The organism is Enterobacter vonholyi (assembly GCF_008364555.1).
GTDB classification, from domain to species: Bacteria; Pseudomonadota; Gammaproteobacteria; order Enterobacterales; family Enterobacteriaceae; genus Enterobacter; species Enterobacter vonholyi.
The window spans coordinates 119,211-134,814 of sequence record NZ_VTUC01000004.1 but is presented as its reverse complement, the minus strand read 5'-3'; the positions used below and the strand labels follow the sequence as shown (position 1 = coordinate 134,814).

Sequence of the window (15,604 nt, the reverse complement as noted above, 5' to 3'; positions counted from 1 at the left end):
AGCGGAAAATCAGGCAAGTTTAGGGAAGGTCGCGATCTTTTTTTGCAGATCGCCTTCATGGCTTTGCGGGGCGATATCCCGGAGATCCTGAATAAAACGCGCCTGCCAGTGGTTAATGTCGTTCTTCCGGATCGTCTCCATCATGTCGGCATGGCGGGAAATACGTTCCGTGAGCGGCATTGTCAGGGCACGATTCAGCGCGTTAGCCACGTCATCCCTGTCGTAAGGATTAACAATAAGCGCAGACGTGAGCTCATTTGCAGCCCCGGCAAACTGGGAAAGCACCAGAACACCCGGGTCGGCAGGATCCTGGGCCGCCACATACTCTTTCGCCACCAGGTTCATCCCGTCGCGCAGCGGCGTGACCAGCCCAACGTCCGCATAGCGGAAAACCTTCATCAGGATCTTACGATCAAAATGCTGATTCAGGTAAAAGAGCGGCGTCCAGCCCAGCTGCCCGTAGCGGCCATTAATGCGCCCTGCCTCTGTTTCCAGCTGGTGGCGAATATCCTGATAGGCCTGAACCTCACCGCGCGACGTCGGCGCGATCTGGGTATAGCGGATTTTACCGTGATGCTGCGGATATTTATCCAGCAGCGTTTCATACGCCAGGAAGCGTTCCGGCAGCCCTTTGGAATAATCAAGGCGCTCAACCGAGAAGATATTTTTCACGTGCTTAAGTTCATTCTTAAGCTGCGCAAGCTTCGGCGGCAGCGGACCGGAGGCCTGCTCCGCGATCTCGTCTGGTTCAATTCCTATTGGATACACCTCGGTGTGGAAGGTTTTCCCCCAGGCCGTGTGAGTTTTCCCGCCTTTTGTCACCAGACGGGCTTTCCCTGACACGGAGTCAAGGAATGCCAGGCGGTCATTTTCGGTCTGAAAGCCCAGCAAATCGTAATCACACAGCGCCTCCAGCAGCTCTTCATGCGGCGGCAGCGCGGTAAAAATTTCCGGCGTCGGAAAAGGAATGTGCAGGAAGAAGCCAATCCGGTTATTCACCCCCCTCTTTCGCAGCTCTCTCGCGAAGGGCAGCAGGTGATAATCGTGGATCCATAAAATATCGTCTTCTTCTATTAAAGGCAGCAGTTTATCCGCCAGCAGCGCATTCACGCGCGCGTAGCCTTCGAAGGATTCACGCTGGAATTTGACCAGGTCAAGACGATAGTGAAACGCAGGCCACAGGACGGCATTCGAGAACTGCGAGTAATACTCGTCATAGTCTTTCTCTTTTAATGCAAATGAAGCCCACGTAATGTTACCGCGCGTCACCTTTTTAAGCGGCTTCTCTTCTTCACTGATTTCCCCACTCCAGCCAAACCACAGCCCGCCAGCGGCTTTCAAGGCACCTAACACCCCTACCGCCAGGCCACCTGCACTGGCTTTTTTGTCATCAGGCGGTGCGATTCGGTTAGAGACGACGACTAAGCGACCCATAATAGTTTCCCCCTTTGCTTTGCGCTATTTGTTGTTGTTGCTGGTTAGCGATGTCAGATATCCACTGCCAGACGCTGGCGACATCCGCCAGTCGCCATTCGGCAACGGTGTCACCAGGCCCCACCTTGACGGCGATACCTCCGGCCTGATTCACCACGCGAAACCCGGCCTCATCGGTCAGGTCATCCCCTAAGAAAACAGGCGTCCGGCCCTTAAATGGTGCCTCCGCCATAAATGCGGCGATGGCTGCACCTTTATTAATCCCCTTCGGTTTTAACTCGACTACGCATTTGCCCGGCTGCAGCGCCAGCTGTGGATGCGCATCCGCAACCGTATGAGCAAGCGCGAGCACGGCATCTTCGTGCTGCGGCGCCTGACGATAATGCAGGGCAAAGGCCATGCCTTTGGCTTCCAGCTCGGTGCCGGGCAGTACGGCCAGCGCTGCAGAGAGCTGCTTATGCAGCGTTTGCGTGAGTGCGTCGGGGAGTGAAACGATATGCGTGTGATCATGGATGTCGCGGCGCTCCGCTCCGTGTACACCGGCCAGCGGAAAGTGGTAAGGACTGGCGAGCATATCCAGCTCGGCCATTGAGCGCCCTGATATCAATGCCAGTGCTCCCTCGTTCATGAGCGAGAGCTGATGCAAATTCTGTAACACCGCCTCCGGAATAGACACCTGATCGGGGTGCGGTTTTATCCCGGCGAGCGTGCCGTCGAGATCAAAAAAGAAAGCATAATGTCCGGGCAGTACAGGCGGTGCGGTTAACATGTCAGCCACCCTTTTCCTCCTTACGGTTTACGAGAGGTAAACGCCTTTACCTCTTTCATAGCCATGTAAGTATAGACAGTGTGACGTGGCTCGCCATTTGACAACCGCCCCGCCAGTTTTACTGGCGGGGCGGTTCAGGGGTCAACTATGGTTATAAGTTGAGCAATAAAAGACGGGAAAAGGGTTACACGGTACGCTTCGCTTTTTGCTTGTAACGGTCGAAAATCACCGCTGCCAGCAGGATCAGGCCACGTACCACGTACTGAGAGAACGGCGAAATATTCAGCAGGTTCATGGCGTTCTCCACCGTGCCTAAAATCAGGATACCGGCCACAACATATGAGATTTTTCCGATGCCGCCCTTGAGGGAAACGCCCCCTAAAACGCAGGCTGAAATGACGATCAGCTCATAACCGATAGAGGTCATCGGCTGGCCGCTAGTCATACGCGAAGCCAGAATAATCCCCGCGGCGGCAGAAACCAGCCCTGAGAGCACAAAGATAATAATCTTGGTTCGCACCACCGGCACCCCTGCCAGACGAGCGGCCTCTTCGTTACCGCCAATCGCCAGCGTGTTACGGCCAAAGGTGGTCCGGTTAAGCAGGAAGCCGAACAGGATCAGGCAGGCCACGGTCAGCCAGATAGGCGCGGGCAGACCCAGCCAGTTGGCGTAACCCAGGGTAAAGAAGCGCTCGTCTTCAATCCCCACGGCTTTACCGTCGGAGATGATATAGGCCAGCCCGCGGACAATTTGCATTGTCGCAAGCGTGGTTATCAGGGCGTTAATCTTCAGGCGAGCGATAACAAAACCGTTCACCAGACCGCTGATGACGCCGAGCAGCAGTCCGGCCAGGACGCCAATCCACAGGCTCTCCGTCATGTTGATTACCACGGCCGTCGTGACGCCCGCACAGGCAATCACCGACGCCACCGACAGGTCAAAATCGCCGGAGGCCAGACAGAACAGCATACCGCAGGCCACCATCCCGGACATGGAAATAGCCAGCCCCAGCCCCTTCATATTAATGAAGGTGGCAAAATTAGGGACGAAAATAGCACAGGCGAGGAACAGCGCGGCAAAGACGACCAGCATGCCGTACTGATCCCAGATACGCCCAAAACTCAGCGCCGATTTCGATTTCGGCGCCCCGGATGTAGTAACAGAGGACATCATTAACTCCTTACTCAGGCGACAGCCTGGCTGACTTTAGGCATGGCGAGATTCAACGCCTGTTGTTCATTCGCCTGTTCATGAAGTAATTCACCGGCAATTTCGCCTTCACGCATCACCACAATGCGGTCGGCCACGCCAAGCACCTCCGGCAGATCGCTGGAGGCGAAGAGCACCGCCACGCCGCGTTTTGCCAGTTCATAGATCACGTTATAGATCTCGTGTTTTGCCCCCACATCGATACCGCGCGTCGGCTCGTCCAGCAAAATCACCTTCATATCCTCTGACAGCCAGCGGCCTAAAATGGCTTTCTGCTGATTTCCGCCGGAAAGATTCATGATCAGCTGTTCCGGACCCGGCGTTTTGATATTCAGCGAGCGAATATGGTGGTCGGCGTTGCTCGACTCCCAGCTTTCGTTTATCAGGCAGCCTGCGCGAATAAACTTGCGGCGAGCGGAAATATTGATGTTGTCGCGTACCGAATGCACCGGAATGATCCCCTCTGCTTTACGGTCCTCCGGGCAGAGCATCATGCCCGCCCTGATCGCGTGGGCCGGTTTCTGAATATCTATCCGCTCGCCGTCAATGGAGACCTGCCCATCGGTAATACGAGTGCCGCCGAACAAGCCTTTCATTAATTCACTACGCCCCGCGCCCACCAGACCAAACAGGCCGACGATTTCGCCGCTACGAACCGATAACGAAATCGGCGTTCTGACGCCCGGTGCTTTTACGCTATCCAGGCGCAGGCGTTCCGGACCGTACTGGCGCGGCTGCCAGTGATAGATGTCACCCAGCTCGCGTCCGACCATTGCCTGAACCAGCTGGTCATGGTTCACCTGCGCCATGTCGGTAAAGGTGCGCACATAGCGTCCATCTTTAAACACGGTGATGGCATCGCTCAGGGCAAAAATCTCTTCCATTCGGTGCGAAACGTACAGGATCGTACGGCCTTCCTGACGCAATTCGCGGATCACGCGGAACAGATTTTCGATTTCACGCTTAGAGAGCGAACTGGTGGGTTCATCAAAGGCAATAATTCTGGCGTTACGCGCCAGCGCCTTGGCAATTTCAACCATCTGCCACTGGCCGATGGAGAGATATTTCAGCGGCGTCTGGGGATCGACGTCCAGACCCAGGTGTTTAAGCTGCAGCCCCGCTTCATAATTAAGTAGCGAACGATTCACCACGCCGCCTTTATGCGGGAGCTGTCCTAGATAGATATTTTCCGCCACGGTCATCTCAGGGATGAGGTGCAGCTCCTGATAGATAATGGCAACCCCTGCATTGAGCGCCGCCGTGGTATCTGCAAACGCCAACTCTTCGCCGCGAATGGCCAGCGTGCCGGTAGTGGGCGCGTAGTTGCCGCTGAGGATCTTCAACAGCGTGGATTTTCCCGCACCGTTTTCCCCCATCAGGGCGTGAACCTGGCCGGCATAGCAGTCGAAGCTGATATCGGTCAGCGCGTTCACACCGGGGAAAGTTTTCCCGATGCCGCGAAAAGAGAGATACGGATCAGACTGTTGCATAACGTCTCCGTGATTCCTGTAGTGTGCACGTCTGGCCCCTCACGATGTATGAGGGGCGCAATCACAGCGTATTACTTACCGCCCAGTCCTTTTTTCGCCAGCTCCTCTTTGAAGTTGTCGCGGGTGATCAGCACCACGTCGGTCACTTCGGTAAATTTCGGCGGTTCGGCCCCTTTGGTGACCCAGTTGTAGAGCATCTCACTGGATTTGTAGCCGTGAACGTCCGGGCTTGGCAGCAGAGAACCGTAGAAACCGGTAGCCTGCGCTTTGGACAGCTCGCTGACGGCGTCAACGCCGTTGATGCCAATCCCGATCACGTCAGGCGCTTTGAAGCCCTGGCCTTCCGTCGCGCGTACCCCGCCCAGCACGGTGTTGTCGTTCATGCCGACCACCAGCCAGTGTTTGACCTCCGGATGCTGGACGAGCATAGAGTTCGCGGCGTCGAAAGCGCCTGGGATATCGTTGGATTTGGTTGGGACCTTATAGATCTGTTTTTCCGGGAAGCCGGCCGCTTTCAGCGCATCCATTGAACCGGTAGTACGACGACGTGCGGTGTCCAGCTCGTCAGCCGTGATAGCCATCACCGCGGTCTCTTTGACATCCCAGCCGCGCTTTTGCATCTCTTTATAGAGCTCCTGGCCCTGGCGTTCGCCGATTTTTGTCGCCGCCATCATGACCAGCGGGACGGTATCCATCGGCTTGCCTTTAGCGTTAACGAACTGATCGTCAACCGCGATGACCTTCATGTCGTAACCGCGCGCCTTCGCCGCAATCGCCGATCCCAGCTTTGGATCAGGGGTACAGATAACGAAACCTTTTGCACCGCTGGCCGCAAGGCTGTCGATGGCGTTCAGTGTTTTTTCGCCGTCAGGCACGGCGATTTTAATGACTTCAAAACCTAAATCTTTCCCGGCTTTATCAGCGAATTTCCACTCAGTCTGGAACCAGGGCTCTTCGGGCTGTTTTACCAAAAAACCGAGTTTTAAATTCTCAGCGATAGCGGATTGTGACATAACGGCAGCCAGACCGATGGCCGCCAGCGCTTTAGTAAATTTGTGCATGGTAAACTCCAGCTTTAGCATTCTTTTCTGTAGGGAATATGTGCGTGCTTCTAATTTAATCGGACTTAAAACAAGGCATTAGCGCTTACCTCGTCATAAGCGTTATTGCTGGTGATAGTTTTAGCGGGAAATTAATCATCCATAAGAGAGCCCCATCACACCGCAGAATTACAGTAATTGCGTACATAAATTCAGCGAAAAATGACATAAAAAAGGCAGGATTTGTCAGACAAATGGAAGGGGGTTAAGCAGAATTATCCATAAGATTAGCTAAGATATCCCTGATGCTCCTCAGCGGGCAAAACGGCGCCTGGCCTTAAACGGGTTCACATGCTGTTTTATCAAGAATGTATAACGCACCAGGAAAAACGTTATTCCGCAGAATTTGATTTAGCGCAATTTTATTGGCGCATCATATATTCGAAACGATTAAGCCGTATTTCTCTTTTTCACGGAGCATTATTCCAACTTAATATTTTCGAAAGAGTAACAGTGTGTCACTTCAGTAAAAAACCTTAATATTTAGCTATTTAAGAAACGCTCACTTCATGGCGAGCTAATTGCTTTTCTGTACTATATTAAGCTTTGTAATGTATGGTAAACACAGCCTAATTAAGAGTTTTCTTAGACCGCAGACAAGGGTATGCTTATTTATATCGAACACAGGAAGTGTATTTCGGTCGACTTCGGTCACGGCAGAATGTGTATTTCTGCTTTTTTCTTCGTATTTGCCTGGCGCTCAGGTTAAGCAACGGACATCACGTCCCACAGTCAATAAGGATATGAGTATGGCTACCCAAACGATGATGCAAAAACTTAACGCGCAGATGAACCTTGAGTTCTACGCCTCGAATCTGCACCTTCACTTAAGTGCATGGTGTGCCGAGAATAGCCTCACGGGATCTGCCACATTCTTTCGCTCTCAGGCGCAAAGTAACGTCACTCATATGATGCGTGTCTTTAACTTCCTGAAAGCCGCAGGGGCAAATCCTGTCGTTAAAGCTCTTGATGGGATCAACGAGAACTACTCTTGCCTGGAAGAACTGTTTCAGAAAACGCTTGAAGAGTATGAACAACGCTGCAGCACCCTCAGCAAACTGGCCGATGAAGCCAAAGCGCAGCAGGACATTACGACGCTCAGATTCTTACGCGATATGGATAAAGAGCAGCAGCAGGATGGCCTTCTGCTGAAGACGCTGGCGGATGAGATCCATAATGCGCAGCAGGCGGGTTTATGTCCTGAGCAAACCGACCGTCATCTGCTCGACATCGTGGCGGTGCAGCACCACTGAGTTTTTTGGCCTGCTCCCATCCGGAGGAGCAGGCTCCCTTCCCCTCTCCAACCTTCTGCTTTTGCTGAAATTTAACAAATCAGATCTGGCTCCCAATGATTAACCACACAACGTGTGATGATTTATTTAGTTACATAATCATTGACGAGGGAGCATCATGATCACCATTGAGTTTGTTGTCATTCTCCTCTGCCTGCTGACGGGTACGCGTTTCGGCGGAATGGGGCTTGGGTTAATCAGCGGTATTGGTCTTTTTATTTTATGTTTTGTCTTTGGTCTGCAGCCGGGTAAACCGCCGGTTGACGTTATGCTGACCATCCTTGCGGTGATTGGCTGTGCCGCTACCCTGCAAACGGCGGGCGGTCTCAACGTCATGATGCAGTTTGCTGAACGTCTTCTGCGCAAACACCCGCAGCACATCACCCTGCTCGCCCCTTTCACCACCTGGATGCTAACCTTTCTGTGCGGCACCGGGCATGTGGTCTACACCATGTTCCCCATCATTGCGGATATCGCCCTGAAAAAAGGGATCCGCCCGGAGCGCCCTATGGCCGTGGCATCGGTCGCGTCGCAGATGGCGATCACGGCCTCCCCCGTTTCCGTTGCCGTCGTGTCGCTGGTCTCCATCCTGGCGGCCCAGCATGGGCTCGGCCACGCGTGGGGGATCCTGGAAATACTCGCCGTCTCGGTTCCCGCTTCACTTTTTGGCGTGGCCATTGCGGCCCTGTGGAGCTTACGCCGTGGGAAAGATTTGGCAGACGACATGGAGTTTCAGGAAAAGCTGAAAGATCCTAAGCAGCGCGAATTTATCTACGGCGGAACGGAGACGTTAATGAATCAACGTTTTCCTAAACAGGCCTACTGGTCCACGTGGATTTTCTTTGCCGGTATTGCCGTGGTCGTTTTGCTGGGGGCATTCCCTGAACTGCGCCCTGCCTTTGAAGTGAAAGGTAAAATGACGGCGCTGTCGATGAACCTTGTCATTCAGATGATGATGTTAATTGCGGGCGCGGTGATGCTGATGGCCTGCAAGGTCAATGCGTCGGCCATTTCCAACGGCGCGGTGTTCAAAGCCGGTATGGTCGCGATCTTCTCGGTGTTCGGCGTGGCGTGGATGAGCGATACCTTTTTTCAGGCACATCTCGAGGAGTTAAAGCTGGCGCTGGAAGGCGTGGTGAAAAGCCACCCGTGGACGTATGCCATTGTACTGTTTCTGGTGTCGAAACTGGTGAACAGCCAGGCGGCGGCGCTGACGGCCGTTGCGCCTATGGGCCTCATGCTGGGCATCGACCCGAAAATGCTGATCGCCTTTTTCCCGGCATCATACGGCTATTTTGTGCTGCCAACCTATCCAAGTGATTTGGCCTGCATCGGTTTTGACCGGTCAGGCACGACCCGCATCGGGAAATTTATCATCAACCACAGCTTCATTTTGCCAGGGCTGATTGGCGTGAGCTGCGCGTGCGCGGCGAGCTACCTGCTGGTCCAGACGTTCTTCTGACAGCATCAAAGGGCGACACGTACCGTCGCCCATTTCCCTGCTTTAGTGGGATTCACCCTGCGGCGTGAATCGCAGTTCGATCAGCGCGATGGCTTTCTGGATCGCACGAAGCGTTACCGGATCTGCGGCAGCAGGGTGGCTGGCGAAATCGATGTTTTTGAGCTGGGTAGACATCTTCTCGCGCACTTCGACTGGCGCAATCACGTCCAGAACATCAAGGATTTGTTTGATAACCAGCTGACAGGCGACAACGTCAGAGACAAGTTCCTGATCGGCGCTCAGGTTTTGTGACATGGGGGCTTTCTCCTTATTTAAAGGCCGCCATAGTACCAAAACACGCCCCCTGACATCTTCCCTTCAACGCCTGCAGATATAAAAAAACCTGCCGAAGCAGGTTTTTTTATCAGAACATGGCGCCCGGCGGCACGTCTTTGAACGTGCGGCAGTAATTGGCCCACATGCTTTTCAGGATTTTGCGCAGTTTCACGATGAGGCTCCATTAACTTGTTATACAACTTTATTGTCAATGCGCCTATAATATGACCATTGTCTCAAAAATCAATATTTTTGTGATTCACATCACAATTTTCTTAGCGTGTGGCCTGACAGCGTTCATCCCGGACCCGTTGCAAAGAGTGAGGGCAGATTGTCCGGCTATTCCAGGCATTGCAGCGGACATCTGCGGGTACGATAACGTATTTCCATCCACTCAGAGCGAACCATGAAAAGAGTCATTGTAGCCGGCACACTCCTGCTGCTCGCGGGGTGCAGTATTAACCGCCAGGCTGAAGTCAGCAGCCTCGACGCGCCGAACGGCATCGTCCGCCTCGACTACGGCCAGGCAGCGCTGCAAAATGCGTATTCCGATGAGTATGTGAATAACGGCACGGCGGCAAAAGCGTGTCAGAGCATGGGGTATGCCACCGCCTCAGCCTATGGTCAGCCCATTAAAACCTGTACCCTGACAAGCGGTTCTCTGTGCCTGAACGAGAGCGTGACTATCCAGTACAAATGTATGGGTTACGCCGTTAATCCTAAGTCAAATAATCCGTGGTATTAATCGAAGCTGCCAGCGTGTGCTGGCAGTTTATTTCATTATGAACAAAAATAATTCTCATTAATACATTATAAAAATCGCCAATGCGTTTTATTCCCATTCGTATTTTGAATAAATAAAATAATAATTTTACGTTTTGCAAATAATTAAATAACAAATTATAGTGTCGCTCATTGTGGACCAGAAATAATAATCCGGAGCGTCAACATGCTGAAAACTGAAATGATCGACAAGCTCAACGCACAAATGAATCTTGAGCTTTTTTCATCCCTGCTCTACCAGCAGATGAGCGCCTGGTGCAGCTACCACAGCTTCGAAGGTGCGGCCGCGTTTCTGCGTCGTCACGCTCAGGAAGAGATGACCCACATGCAGCGTCTGTTTGATTATCTGACAGATACGGGCAGCCTGCCGCGCATTGACACCGTGGCCTCACCGTTTGCTGAGTATAATTCTCTCGATGAACTGTTCCGCGCCACCTACGAGCACGAGCAGCTGATCACCCAGAAAATTAACGAACTGGTTCATGCTGCGATGACCAGCCAGGATTATCCAACCTTTAATTTCCTGCAGTGGTACGTCGCTGAACAACACGAAGAAGAGAAGCTGTTTAAATCCGTGCTGGATAAATTATCTCTGGTGGGGAAATCTGGCGAAGGTCTTTACTTTATTGATAAAGAACTTTCCACTCTCGATACTCAGAATTAATATCAGCGCGGTGCGGGTTCCCTGCACCGCGTTAATTTACATACACCCCGCACAGCTGGTGCAGCGCCAGTCGTGGGGATTCACGGCCTGGTAAAAATAGCGGTAGCTGGCCGTCTCGAGCGGAATACCCACCTCGAAGAACATATCCGTTAACCAGTCGACATTCTCGATTATCCACTCATCTTCCTGTAAGCCTTGCGCAAAGGTTTCATCTTCAGGATCAATAACCGAATAGATCCCCCAGGTGCCCATATCCTTTTCGCAACGGGACTCGGGAAGATTCAGGGGCTGGTTCTGCCAGCTGATTATCCAGTGGCCATGGCACAACAGGTTACCTCCCCGACTCCACGCCGCGGTAAAAGGATTCTCACCTGCCATAAAACCCTCACTTAATTTGATAATTTATACTTATTGTTTACGTTACGCCGGAACGTCGCGCAGCAACATTGCCCTTATGAAGTAGGCAGAGGCCTATAAAGGATCAGAGGGTCATTATTTCGTAAATCATTCATTACACTACTTGTAACGGTGATTTGACGAATTACGGCTTTTCCCTTACTCTGCGCCGCAGATTTTGTCGCGGTTAAGCATCGTTGTAGAGGAAAGCGTGAAAAACAGAACCCTGGGAAGTATTTTTATCGTCGCCGGAACGACGATTGGCGCAGGAATGCTGGCAATGCCACTGGCGGCCGCGGGCGTGGGATTTGGCATGACCCTGCTGCTGCTAGGAACGCTCTGGGCGCTGATGTGTTACACCGCCCTGCTGCTGCTTGAGGTTTACCAGCACGTGCCCGCTGACACCGGTCTGGGTTCGCTTGCGGCGCGCTATCTGGGACGCTACGGCCAGTGGATAACCGGCTTTAGCATGATGTTCCTGATGTACGCCCTGACCGCCGCTTACATTAGCGGCGCTGGGGAATTGATTGCCTCCAGCGTCAACGACTGGTTTGGCTCTGACATTACCCCTGCAACGGGCGCCATCTTCTTTGCACTCATCGGCGGCGGCGTGGTCTGCGTGGGAACGTCGCTGGTCGATCTGTTTAACCGCTTTCTGTTCAGCGCCAAAATTCTCTTCCTCATTATCATGCTGGTGCTGCTGGCCCCGCACGTGCACAAGGTCAACCTGCTTACGCTGCCGCTGGAAAAAGGTCTGGCGCTCTCCGCTATCCCGGTCATTTTCACCTCGTTTGGCTTCCACGGCAGCGTGCCGAGCATCGTCAGCTATATGAACGGCGATATCCGCAAGCTGCGCCGCGTTTTTGTTATCGGCAGCGCGATCCCGCTGATCGCCTATATTTTCTGGCAGCTGGTAACGCTGGGCAGCATTGACTCTTCAACCTTTATTGGGCTTATGGCGCAACACGCTGGCCTGAACGGTTTTCTGCTGGCCCTGCGCGAGGTCGTCACCTCCCCGCACGTTGAGCTGGCGGTACACCTGTTTGCCGACCTGGCGCTGGCAACCTCGTTCCTGGGCGTGGCGCTCGGCCTGTTTGATTACCTGGCCGACCTGTTCCAGCGTCGTAATACCGCCGCGGGACGGTTACAGACGGGCGCAATCACCTTCCTGCCGCCGCTGGCGTTCGCGCTGTTTTACCCACGCGGGTTTGTGATGGCGCTGGGGTACGCAGGGGTAGCGCTCTCGATCCTTGCCCTCCTCCTCCCCTCCCTGCTGGCATGGAAAAGCCGTCAGCAGCACTCTCAGCAGGGGTACCGCGTGGCGGGGGGAAAACCGCTGCTGTGCGTTGTGTTTGGCTGCGGGGTGGTGATTATTCTGGTGCAGGTGTTGATTGCAGCAGGGATGCTGCCGGAAGTGGGTTGAATAAAAGGGGCTGTCATCAGCCCCTTTTTTATCAGTGCAAACAGCAGCTCTTAAACTTCTTCCCGCTGCCGCAAGGACACGGATCGTTACGCCCGACTTTCGTGCCGTTCACAATCGGCTTCTTCGCTTCCGGCTGCTGCGGGTTGTTTACCCAGTAATTATACAGGCGCAGCGCCGCAGGCTGGATGCTCTCGATGCTGGCGATATATTCCTCTTCGGACAGTTCATCCAGCTTTTCGCTGTTCTCTTCCGTCCCGTGCAGCGCAATCACATCAAGATCGGCCTTCAGGGCTTCCGGCAAGGCAGACCAGTCCGTCAGCGCCACGCCGCGCATGTAGCCATAGCACCACTCTTCCACCACGGTATAGCTCTCGCCGTTCACGTCGTTATAGCCAAACATCGGTTCAAACTGATCCGGGTATTCGCTCAGGCGCTCGGCAATATCGTTCATGTGCTTAAAGCAGAGATCGATAAAACGGTTCATCTCACGATCGTTTTTCCAGCGCGGAATGTACTTTTCGCCACCCCACACCGCCACCAGCCAGGCATCTGGCTCAACGACAACAGGACCGGAAAGCACTGCGGTAAGCATGCCGTCCAGTTCGGACACGTCAATCACGGACGCGTCATCATGACCGTAAGACATTAACGTCTCTTCAAGCCACGCCATTTCGCTTTCATTCAATGGGCCTTCAGTCATCGCTGATACTCCTGCAAAAAAGGAAACGATCCTAACACATATCTCACCCCTCTCCGGGCTGAAGTTTAGGTCTTTATTGCTGCAAAAACGTGCAAACCGTGACCTTTGCACAACTTATGGGCTTTATTGTTAACGATATGTGATCTCCGCTGTAATTTCTTCTCCTCCCCTAAGGCGGCATAACGCGGCGCTCTATACTCAAACATGTCACATGCCCGTCAATGGGTTAGCCATTCTGGCAACGTTTTTGCTTAACGTTCTTCGCGCGTCTCTGCGCAGGGAAATCTCGCCGTAATATGCAGGATGCCGTCTGTATCTTGTTCGTTTAGTGCATTTTGTTCTTGCTCGTGTTTCGGATTGGCTGCGCCGTCGGGCGTTCGGGTTTACGCCGTGGTGCAAAAACCTCTTTGCTAAGGAACATAATAATGTCGCTGAAATTTATCAGAACTCCTCTTTCTCTTGTGTTGGCCGGTTGCCTGGTGACGGCGTTTTCCGCCCGGGCAGATATTGTGATTGGCGTGGCCGGGCCGTTCACGGGTCCGAATGCCACCTATGGCGATCAGTACTGGCACGGCGCAACGCAGGCCGCTGAAGACATTAATGCCGCAGGCGGCATTAACGGCGAGAAGATCAAACTGGTTCAGGGGGATGATGCCTGCGAGCCCAAGCAGGCCGTGGCCGTCGCTAACCGTTTAGTTGACCAGGATAAAGTCAACGCCGTGGTCGGCCATTTCTGCTCCTCTTCCACCATGCCCGCCTCCGAGGTGTATAGCGATGCGGGCATTATTGCGATTACCCCCGGCTCCACTAACCCGCTGATTACCGAACGCGGTATGAGCGACATGTTCCGCATGTGCGGCCGCGACGACCAGCAGGGCCAAGTTGCCAGCGACTTCATCATCGACAAGCTGAAAGCCAAGCGCGTGGTGATTATTCACGACAAAGACACCTATGGTCAGGGTCTGGCTGACGCCACCAAAGCGGCGCTGGCGAAACGCGGGGTTCAGGATGTGATGTACGAAGGGTTATCCCGCGGTGAAAAAGACTTTAACGCGCTGGTCACCAAGATCGGCGCGCAAAAACCGGACGTCGTATTCTTCGGTGGCTGTCACCCGGAAGCCGGTCCGCTGGTTCGCCAGATGCGTGAACAGGGCGTGCAGGCCAAATTCTTCTCCGGCGACTGTATCGTCAACGAGGAGATGGTGACCGCGGCGGGCGGCCCGCAGTACACCAACGGCATTTACATGACCTTCGGTAAAGACCCGCGCCTGATCCCGGACGGCAAAGCGGTTATAGAGAAATTCCGCGCCGGTAAATTCGAGCCGGAAGGTTACACCCTTTACTCCTATGCCTCCGTACAGGCCATTGCCGCGGCCTTCAAGGCCACCGGCGGCAAGGACTCTGCCAAAGCCAGCGAGTGGCTAAAGGCCAATTCCGTCGACACGGTGATGGGCAAAAAAGCCTGGGACAGCAAAGGCGACCTGAAGGTCTCTGACTACGTGGTTTACCAGTGGGACGACAAAGGAAAATATAAGGAAGTGCAGTAACGGGACGGAGTCACGCTCAACGTCGGCGGGCCTGCCCGTCGGCGCGTAATAAACATCAGGCTGCGCGTCTCGCGCGGCCCATAAAACGAGCGCGCTAAGATGAGTACATTCTTCCTGCAACAGTTAATCAATGGCTTAACGCTGGGTTCCGTCTACGGCCTGATCGCCATCGGCTATACCATGGTGTACGGCATTATCGGCATGATTAATTTCGCCCACGGCGAAGTGTATATGATTTCCGCCTATCTCTGCGCCATTGGCCTGGCGCTGCTCTCGTTCTTCGGACTGCAGTCCTTCCCGCTGCTGATCCTCGGGACGCTGGTGTTCACGATTGTGGTCACCGGGGTGTACGGCTGGACCATCGAGCGTATCGCCTACAAGCCGCTGCGTAACTCCACGCGCCTGGCGCCGCTGATCTCCGCCATCGGGATGTCGCTTATCCTGCAAAACTACGCGCAGCTGAGCCAGGGCCCGCGCCAGCAAGGGGTGCCGACCATGCTGGACGGCGTGATTCGCCTGCATCTGGGCGACGGGTTCGTGCAGATAACCTACACCAAAGTGTTTATTCTGGTGGCCTCGTTTGCCGGCATGCTGGTGCTCACCTGGATAATCAATCGTACCCGGCTGGGGCGAATGTGCCGCGCGGTCCAGCAGGATCGTAAGATGGCCTCCATTCTGGGGATTAACACCGACCGGATTATTTCGCTTGTCTTTGTTATCGGCGCGGCGATGGCGGGCCTGGCGGGGGTGCTGATCACCATGAACTACGGCACCTTTGATTTCTACGTCGGGTTCGTGATCGGTATAAAAGCCTTTACGGCGGCGGTACTCGGCGGCATCGGCTCCCTCCCTGGCGCCATGCTCGGTGGCCTTATCCTGGGCGTGGCGGAAGCCCAGTTTTCGGGCATGGTGAACTCGGACTATAAAGACGTCTTCTCGTTCAGCCTGCTGGTCATGATCCTTATTTTCCGTCCCCAGGGACTGCTCGGGCGCCCGGTTGTGGCCAAGGTGTGAAGGAG

16 protein-coding genes are annotated in these 15,604 nt (G+C 53.9%); 7 read left to right on the top strand and 9 right to left on the bottom strand.

Going from position 1 to position 15,604, the window contains the following annotated elements; all coding sequences use genetic code 11:
* Positions 1 to 9: 9 nt before the first annotated feature.
* From otsA to araF, 5 genes are all read right to left on the bottom strand, one after another.
* Positions 10 to 1,434, bottom strand: a complete 1,425-nt coding sequence (gene otsA / locus F0319_RS07150; RefSeq protein WP_111964839.1) for an alpha,alpha-trehalose-phosphate synthase — start codon at positions 1,432 to 1,434, stop codon at positions 10 to 12.
* Positions 1,409 to 2,212: a trehalose-phosphatase gene (otsB, locus tag F0319_RS07145; RefSeq protein WP_149366567.1), complete on the bottom strand. Its 804-nt coding sequence runs from the start codon at positions 2,210 to 2,212 to the stop codon at positions 1,409 to 1,411. Before otsB ends, otsA begins: the two co-directional genes overlap by 26 nt.
* Before the next feature lie 175 nt (positions 2,213 to 2,387).
* On the bottom strand, positions 2,388 to 3,374 hold the full coding sequence (gene araH / locus F0319_RS07140) for an L-arabinose ABC transporter permease AraH (protein ID WP_023312268.1): 987 nt from the start codon (positions 3,372 to 3,374) through the stop codon (positions 2,388 to 2,390).
* Between the two features lie 14 nt (positions 3,375 to 3,388).
* A complete protein-coding gene (gene araG / locus F0319_RS07135) occupies positions 3,389 to 4,903 on the bottom strand; it encodes an L-arabinose ABC transporter ATP-binding protein AraG (RefSeq protein WP_149366566.1) in 1,515 nt (504 codons plus the stop codon).
* A gap of 71 nt (positions 4,904 to 4,974) precedes the next feature.
* The gene (gene araF, locus F0319_RS07130) at positions 4,975 to 5,964 is read right to left on the bottom strand and encodes an arabinose ABC transporter substrate-binding protein AraF (protein WP_003859687.1); all 990 of its coding nucleotides are present in this window, start codon (positions 5,962 to 5,964) and stop codon (positions 4,975 to 4,977) included.
* A 788-nt stretch (positions 5,965 to 6,752) separates the two neighbouring features.
* On the opposite strand from araF, the gene F0319_RS07125 reads away from it, so the two are divergent.
* Positions 6,753 to 7,256 (top strand): non-heme ferritin-like protein, encoded by a 504-nt coding sequence (locus F0319_RS07125; RefSeq protein WP_111964842.1) that lies wholly within the window; start codon positions 6,753 to 6,755, stop codon positions 7,254 to 7,256.
* A 157-nt stretch (positions 7,257 to 7,413) separates the two neighbouring features.
* On the top strand, positions 7,414 to 8,757 hold the full coding sequence (locus F0319_RS07120) for an anaerobic C4-dicarboxylate transporter (RefSeq protein ID WP_111964843.1): 1,344 nt from the start codon (positions 7,414 to 7,416) through the stop codon (positions 8,755 to 8,757).
* A 42-nt stretch (positions 8,758 to 8,799) separates the two neighbouring features.
* Here the strand turns inward: F0319_RS07120 and F0319_RS07115 are convergent, their stop codons facing one another.
* Entirely contained in the window at positions 8,800 to 9,051 is a 252-nt protein-coding gene (locus F0319_RS07115) for a DUF2766 family protein (protein WP_008500405.1), read from the bottom strand.
* 109 nt (positions 9,052 to 9,160) lie between these two features.
* Positions 9,161 to 9,244 (bottom strand): stress response protein AzuC, encoded by an 84-nt coding sequence (azuC, locus tag F0319_RS07110; RefSeq protein WP_014884364.1) that lies wholly within the window; start codon positions 9,242 to 9,244, stop codon positions 9,161 to 9,163.
* A gap of 234 nt (positions 9,245 to 9,478) precedes the next feature.
* On the opposite strand from azuC, the gene yecR reads away from it, so the two are divergent.
* Positions 9,479 to 9,817: a YecR family lipoprotein gene (gene yecR / locus F0319_RS07105; protein WP_111964844.1), complete on the top strand. Its 339-nt coding sequence runs from the start codon at positions 9,479 to 9,481 to the stop codon at positions 9,815 to 9,817.
* A 204-nt stretch (positions 9,818 to 10,021) separates the two neighbouring features.
* Complete coding sequence (gene ftnA / locus F0319_RS07100) at positions 10,022 to 10,519, top strand: non-heme ferritin (protein ID WP_111964846.1); 498 nt, start codon at positions 10,022 to 10,024, stop codon at positions 10,517 to 10,519.
* A 36-nt stretch (positions 10,520 to 10,555) separates the two neighbouring features.
* On the opposite strand, the gene F0319_RS07095 is transcribed toward ftnA, so the two are convergent.
* Positions 10,556 to 10,897, bottom strand: coding sequence for a hypothetical protein (locus tag F0319_RS07095; protein WP_111964847.1), 342 nt, complete (start codon positions 10,895 to 10,897; stop codon positions 10,556 to 10,558).
* Positions 10,898 to 11,126: 229 nt separating this feature from the next.
* Between F0319_RS07095 and tyrP the strand changes: the two genes are divergently transcribed.
* Positions 11,127 to 12,338 (top strand): tyrosine transporter TyrP, encoded by a 1,212-nt coding sequence (gene tyrP, locus F0319_RS07090; RefSeq protein WP_111964848.1) that lies wholly within the window; start codon positions 11,127 to 11,129, stop codon positions 12,336 to 12,338.
* Between the two features lie 31 nt (positions 12,339 to 12,369).
* Here tyrP and F0319_RS07085 read toward each other — a convergent pair whose 3' ends face one another.
* A complete protein-coding gene (locus tag F0319_RS07085) occupies positions 12,370 to 13,038 on the bottom strand; it encodes a YecA/YgfB family protein (RefSeq protein ID WP_149366565.1) in 669 nt (222 codons plus the stop codon).
* Between the two features lie 425 nt (positions 13,039 to 13,463).
* Between F0319_RS07085 and F0319_RS07080 the strand changes: the two genes are divergently transcribed.
* Positions 13,464 to 14,585 carry a branched-chain amino acid ABC transporter substrate-binding protein gene (locus F0319_RS07080; RefSeq protein ID WP_023312277.1) on the top strand — a complete coding sequence of 374 codons (1,122 nt, stop codon included), beginning with the start codon at positions 13,464 to 13,466 and terminating at the stop codon, positions 14,583 to 14,585.
* Positions 14,586 to 14,684: 99 nt separating this feature from the next.
* Entirely contained in the window at positions 14,685 to 15,599 is a 915-nt protein-coding gene (locus F0319_RS07075; protein ID WP_149366564.1) for an ABC transporter permease subunit, read from the top strand.
* The last annotated feature ends 5 nt before the right edge of the window (positions 15,600 to 15,604 follow it).

Coding starts and splice junctions, on each gene's coding strand:
- araF (WP_003859687.1), bottom strand. CDS start 5,964: ATGCACAAATTTACTAAAGCGCTGGCGGCCATCGGTCTGGCTGCCGTT.
- yecR (WP_111964844.1), top strand. CDS start 9,479: ATGAAAAGAGTCATTGTAGCCGGCACACTCCTGCTGCTCGCGGGGTGC.
- araG (WP_149366566.1), bottom strand. CDS start 4,903: ATGCAACAGTCTGATCCGTATCTCTCTTTTCGCGGCATCGGGAAAACT.
- otsA (WP_111964839.1), bottom strand. CDS start 1,434: ATGGGTCGCTTAGTCGTCGTCTCTAACCGAATCGCACCGCCTGATGAC.
- ftnA (WP_111964846.1), top strand. CDS start 10,022: ATGCTGAAAACTGAAATGATCGACAAGCTCAACGCACAAATGAATCTT.
- F0319_RS07080 (WP_023312277.1), top strand. CDS start 13,464: ATGTCGCTGAAATTTATCAGAACTCCTCTTTCTCTTGTGTTGGCCGGT.
- F0319_RS07125 (WP_111964842.1), top strand. CDS start 6,753: ATGGCTACCCAAACGATGATGCAAAAACTTAACGCGCAGATGAACCTT.
- F0319_RS07095 (WP_111964847.1), bottom strand. CDS start 10,897: ATGGCAGGTGAGAATCCTTTTACCGCGGCGTGGAGTCGGGGAGGTAAC.
- F0319_RS07085 (WP_149366565.1), bottom strand. CDS start 13,038: ATGACTGAAGGCCCATTGAATGAAAGCGAAATGGCGTGGCTTGAAGAG.
- araH (WP_023312268.1), bottom strand. CDS start 3,374: ATGTCCTCTGTTACTACATCCGGGGCGCCGAAATCGAAATCGGCGCTG.
- F0319_RS07075 (WP_149366564.1), top strand. CDS start 14,685: ATGAGTACATTCTTCCTGCAACAGTTAATCAATGGCTTAACGCTGGGT.
- F0319_RS07120 (WP_111964843.1), top strand. CDS start 7,414: ATGATCACCATTGAGTTTGTTGTCATTCTCCTCTGCCTGCTGACGGGT.
- F0319_RS07115 (WP_008500405.1), bottom strand. CDS start 9,051: ATGTCACAAAACCTGAGCGCCGATCAGGAACTTGTCTCTGACGTTGTC.